This window comes from Sphingobium indicum BiD32 (assembly GCF_000382885.1).
Taxonomy (GTDB): domain Bacteria; phylum Pseudomonadota; class Alphaproteobacteria; order Sphingomonadales; family Sphingomonadaceae; genus Sphingobium; species Sphingobium japonicum_C.
Genome location: NZ_CAVK010000149.1, coordinates 1 through 5,262, shown reverse-complemented (window position 1 = coordinate 5,262; position 5,262 = coordinate 1). Strand labels below are relative to the sequence as shown.

The window sequence follows — 5,262 nt, the reverse complement described above, 5'->3', positions numbered from 1 at the left end:
TCGAATTTGTCGTTGCACACTCGTGTCGATCCCGGAAAGCGTGCGCGAATTGCACCTGTTCGTCGACCATGATGCAGGCGGCGACCTTGCCGAGGAACGCGCGCGCAGCGCCTACGCCTGTGAGAGCTGGACGATCGTCACGCGTCGTCCGCGCGGTCCCGGGAAAGATTGGAACGACGCCTTGCAAGCATGGCTGCGGCCCAAGTCCTGACGAAGAAAGAGGGGAGAAGGCCTTTGGCCTGATGAAGCCCGGCAAGTGGACTGGGCTTCGTCAGGAGGTTCCAAATGCCAAGCTCTGCTCCCGTTCTCTTGCTTGCCCCACCCTCTGAACCGCTGGCCCTTCTGGCCGCGCGCACCATCGCCGCAAGCATGGCATCCGGTGAACCAATTACGCGTCGGCAACTGCATACGCTTCTGACCGATCATTTCGGGGGCACAGATGCAGAGGGGCGCTGGTCGGTGCGCGATGCGCATATCGCGTTGGAATTGGCTCAGACCGAATACCTGCAGGCCAACGCACAGATCGACCTTACCGCTTCGGCGGCCGACGCCGACCGGATGTTTACGGCGCTGGAATCCGAGCTTCCAACCCAGACCAATCGCAGCGACGAGCAGATCGAATGGCAGCAGTTCGCGACGCCGCCGCGCCTTGCCTGGCTTGCCGCCCGGGCTTGCGCCCTGGTAGCAGACGAGCTCGTCCTGGAACCCTCGGCCGGAACAGGAATGCTCGCGGTTTGGGCCGCCAAGGCTGGCTCGCGCCTTGCCCTCAACGAAATCTCGCCGCTGCGCCGCGACTGCCTGAATGTCTTGTTCCCGGCTGCCCGCGTGACCGGCCATGACGCCGAACTGATCGACGAATTGCTCGATCCCGCCATCATCCCGAGCGTCGTGCTGATGAATCCGCCCTATTCCCACGGCATCGAGCGAGGGCACGATAGTCGCACCGGCTCGCGCCACCTGTGGTCGGCCTGGAACCGTCTGGCGTCGGGCGGTCGGCTTGTCGCGATCATGCCCGAATGGTTCGATTGCGCGAGGTTTCTGGCGGGGCTGAAGGGGCCAGCCTCGCTGAGGCTCAATGCCGCGGTCGAACGTGCTTTTGTGAAGCACGGCACCGGGATCACCACTCGACTACTGGTCCTGGACAAGGTTGAGGGCTCTGCCGAACCCGTCGTTGAGCGCACAAACGACTTTGGGCGCCTTGTCGATCTTGTCGATGCCTTGCCCGCCAAGGGGGGCATGCAAACTGCTCCTGAGCAATCGAGTCTTCCGGCGCGTACGCCGTTCCGACTGGTCGTCTCGTCACGCAGGTCGCTGCCGATACCGGCAAGGATTACCCCTGCAGCGCCGACGGCCATCTGCGCATTGACCTACCAGTCACTCGACGTACCTGCACCGCTTGCGCCCCAGGTCGGGCACTATCTGCCCTATCGTCCCAGCCGGATCGTGATCGACGGTGCGGCCGAGCATCCGACACCGCTCGTTGAGTCCGTCGCCATGGGCTCGATCGCGGCGCCGTTGCCCGAAGCTGTGCCGCAGCTGCCCGACGGGTTGGTCGCCAAGGGCCTGCTGTCTGCTGCCCAGGCAGAGACGCTCATCTACGCCTCAAGCGCCCATGCGCGCGATCTTCCCGGGCGGTTCGAGCCGGAGGACAAAGGCTGCTCGCTCAAGGCTTCGGCGGAGGGCCAGCTCTATCGACAAGGATATTTCCTCGGGGACGGCACAGGCGCCGGCAAGGGCCGTCAGGTTGCGAGCGTCATTCTCGATCGCTGGGTGCGCGGGGAACGCCGCCATATCTGGATTTCGAAGAATGAAGCGCTGCTGGAAGATGCCCGGCGCGACTGGGCTGCGCTTGGCGGTCTTCCAATCGACATCCAGCCGCTTGCATCCTGGAAGCTCGGCAGGCCCATCGCCATGCGTGAGGGCATTCTCTTCGTGACCTACCCGACCCTGCGGTCGGGCCGAAACGATGCAACCCGCCTCGACCAGATCCTGGCTTGGGCTGGTGAGGATTTCGACGGCGTGATCGTGTTCGACGAGGCGCATGCCATGGCCAATGCCGCTGGCGGGGAAGGATCGCGCGGCAAGGTCAAGGGATCGGAGCAGGGTATCGCTGGCGTGCGCCTACAGAACCTCCTGCCGCGGGCACGCGTGCTCTACGCCTCGGCAACAGGTGCGTCAGACGTCAACAACCTGGCCTATGCCACGCGCCTTGGTCTGTGGGGTCCGGAGACCGCCTTCGCCAATCGCGAGGCGTTCGTCGCCGACATTCGTGACGGCGGGATCGCAGCGATGGAGCTGGTCGCCCGGGACCTCAAGTCACTCGGCCTATACACCGCGCGCGCACTCTCCTTTGCGGGTGTTGAGTACGAGATCCTCGAGCATTGCCTGACCGAGGATCAGATCGCGGTCTACGATGCCTATGCCGAGGCCTGGGCGATTATCCATGCCAACCTGCGTGAAGCGCTTGAAGCCACCCGTATTGTCGACGCAGACAGCGGAGGGACGCTCAACTCCGGTGCCAAGTCTGCAGCGCTGTCGATCTTCGAGGGAACAAAGCAGCGATTCTTCGCGCAGCTGCTTCTGTCGATGAAGCTCCCGAGCCTGCTTCCAGCAATCGAAGCGGCGATTGCTGACGGACACGCGGTAGTCGTCCAGTTGGTCTCGACGGCAGAAGCCATGCTCGACCGCCGGCTTGCCGACCTTTCGGACGAGGAACGCGAAGCGCTGGAGATCGATCTGTCCCCGCGGGAATATGTGATCGACTACCTCGCCAAGAGCTTCCCTGTCCGGCTGATGGCCGTCTTCACCGATGAAAACGGCAATCCTCGCTCCGAGCCGATGAGCGACGAGCACGGCGCGCCGGTGCTCTGTCGATCAGCACTCGCCGCGCGCGACCGGATGATCGAGCAGCTCTGCGCCTTGCCGCCGATCGCGACTGCGCTTGATGCCATTATCGAACGCTTCGGCGTGGATCAGGTGGCGGAAGTGACCGGCCGGACACGCCGGCTCATCGTCGGCCGCGATGGTCGTCAGAAGCTGCAATCCCGATCGCCGCGCGCCAATGTGGCTGAAACCCAGGCATTCATGGACGGGGCCAAGCGCATCCTTGTCTTTTCCGACGCCGGAGGGACCGGGCGCAGCTACCATGCCGATCTCGCTGCGAAGAACCAGGCCCGCCGCGTCCACTTTCTACTCGAGCCAGGATGGCGGGCCGATGCTGCAATTCAGGGGCTTGGCCGTACCAATCGCACCAATCAGGCGTCGGCCCCTCTGTTCAGGCCGCTTACGACCGATGTACGCGGTGAGCGCCGGTTCATTTCGACGATCGCGCGGCGACTCGACAGCCTTGGAGCTCTGACGCGCGGGCAGCGCCAGACCGGAGGCCAGAACCTCTTCGATCCCGCCGACAATCTCGAAAGCATCTACGCCAAGGAAGCGCTCCACCGCTGGTTCGGCCTGCTATTCACCGGCAAGCTCGAAGCGGTAAGCCTCGGGCGCTTCCAGGAGCTGACAGGCCTCAGGATCGAAGCTCCTGACGGGTCGATGGTCGATGACCTGCCGCCGATCCAGCGCTGGCTCAACCGCATCCTCGCACTTCCCATCGCCTTGCAGAACGCGATCTTCGATGAGTTCATGGGGCTGGTCGAGGCGCGTATCGATGCCGCCCGACAGGCCGGCACACTGGACCTCGGCCTAGAAACCATCGCGGTCGAAGACTTCGTGGTCCTGTCCGACACGTTGCTGCGCACCGATCCGGCCTCGGGTGCGACCACCCATCTGCTGGAACTGGAAATCGCCAGAGCCCCGAAGCCGCTCACGCTGAAGCGGCTCGAGGAGCTTCACGGCCTCGCTGGGCAGCGGCAACGGCCTGTTCGAAATGCCCGCTCAGGCCGGGTTGCCTTGCTCGTGCCCGCCCGTAGCATTCTTGCTGATGACGGCACCCGCGTTTCCCGCTTCGAACTGCTGCGCCCGTTGAAGCGCACTCACATCACCGAGGATCAGCTCGCTGAGAGCAGCTGGCAGGCAATTTCCGTCGACGCTTTCCGCGAAGCCTGGGCAGCCGAGGTTGAGGAAGCGCGTACCAGCCACAAGCGCGAGCGCCTCTATCTCGCGACGGGCCTCCTGCTGCCGGTCTGGGACAAGCTCCCTTCGGATTTCGTGAGGGTGAGCCGCATCTCAGCGGCGGATGGTCGTTCGCTGCTAGGCCGTGAGGTTCCCGTCCATTGCGTGCCCGAACTGTGCCGGGCGCTGGGTCTCGAACGGGAACAGACGCTTTCCGCCGACGACATTGTCCAGACCGTCCTGGCGACGGGCCGCGCCATGGAATTCGCGGGCCGCGAGAAGCTCGTGGTCAAACGCAGCCTGGTCAACGGCTCACAGCGAATTGAACTCAAGGGATGGAGCGTAGCCCGCCTTGACTGGTACAAGGCCCAAGGCTGCTTTACGGAAATCATCCGCTACCAGACGCGGCTGTTCGTCCCGCTCGAGGGCGCAGCGGGCGTGATTGCCAGACTGGCATCATCCGCCTAGCATTGCCATATGGCATTGATTGGCGTACATGATGCCATATGGAGATTTGCCATGCTGGCTCTGCAACCCGTTGATACTGCCGTTACTGCTTTCCGTCCCGATCCGATTACCCAGGACGAGGCAGCTGCCATGTTTCGGGCAGTCCTCAATCTGTTCGGCAAATGGGAGCTGACCGACGAGCAGGCTGCAACGCTGCTCGACATGCCGGTGCGATCCTATCGCCGCTGGAAAGCCGAAGGCCCCGGGCGCGTTTCGCGCGATGGCCGCGCTCGGCTGTCCAACCTGATGGGCATTCATAAGGCGCTTCGGATCATCTTCTCGGAGGCAACCCGCGGCTATGCCTGGATCAGGCCGGCCAACGATGCCTTCGGCGGATCCAGTGCGCTCGACGTGATGCTCGGGGGCGAACTCACCGACATCATGCGGGTGCGTCGCTACCTCGACGCCGAGCGTGGTGGCTGGTGAGCGGAACGACGGCTATCCCCGTTTCTCGAGTTGAGTGGAAGGGCGCTGTCAGGATCATCCGGAGTGCCTTTCCGCTAATCGACCTTTTCGAAGACATCGCTGATCCAGCCGACTGGCCGCTGCTGATCTCGGCAGAGCAGAAGACCAATCCGCGCATCATGGCGACGATTGGCAATCTCGACCTCGTTCCAGTCGACCGCCGCGTCGGCGGCAACGGGGCCTCTTACCTCATGGCGCCGTTCACCCATGTCAGCACCTGTCTCTTAT

The 5,262-nt window shown here is 63.6% G+C and carries 2 protein-coding genes and 2 pseudogenes; all 4 read left to right on the top strand.

Annotated features, from left to right (window positions below; translation table 11 throughout):
* Positions 1-211, top strand: a pseudogene (locus tag EBBID32_RS14930) (toprim domain-containing protein); the annotation flags it as partial.
* Positions 212-285: 74 nt separating this feature from the next.
* Positions 286-4,530, top strand: coding sequence for a strawberry notch-like NTP hydrolase domain-containing protein (locus tag EBBID32_RS14925; protein WP_006959842.1), 4,245 nt, complete (start codon positions 286-288; stop codon positions 4,528-4,530).
* A gap of 51 nt (positions 4,531-4,581) precedes the next feature.
* A complete protein-coding gene (locus EBBID32_RS14920) occupies positions 4,582-4,995 on the top strand; it encodes an MbcA/ParS/Xre antitoxin family protein (RefSeq protein ID WP_006959840.1) in 414 nt (137 codons plus the stop codon).
* Positions 4,992-5,262, top strand: a pseudogene (locus EBBID32_RS24985) (RES domain-containing protein); the annotation flags it as partial. The gene EBBID32_RS14920 and the pseudogene EBBID32_RS24985, both read left to right, overlap by 4 nt.

Coding starts and splice junctions, on each gene's coding strand:
- EBBID32_RS14920 (WP_006959840.1), top strand. CDS start 4,582: ATGCTGGCTCTGCAACCCGTTGATACTGCCGTTACTGCTTTCCGTCCC.
- EBBID32_RS14925 (WP_006959842.1), top strand. CDS start 286: ATGCCAAGCTCTGCTCCCGTTCTCTTGCTTGCCCCACCCTCTGAACCG.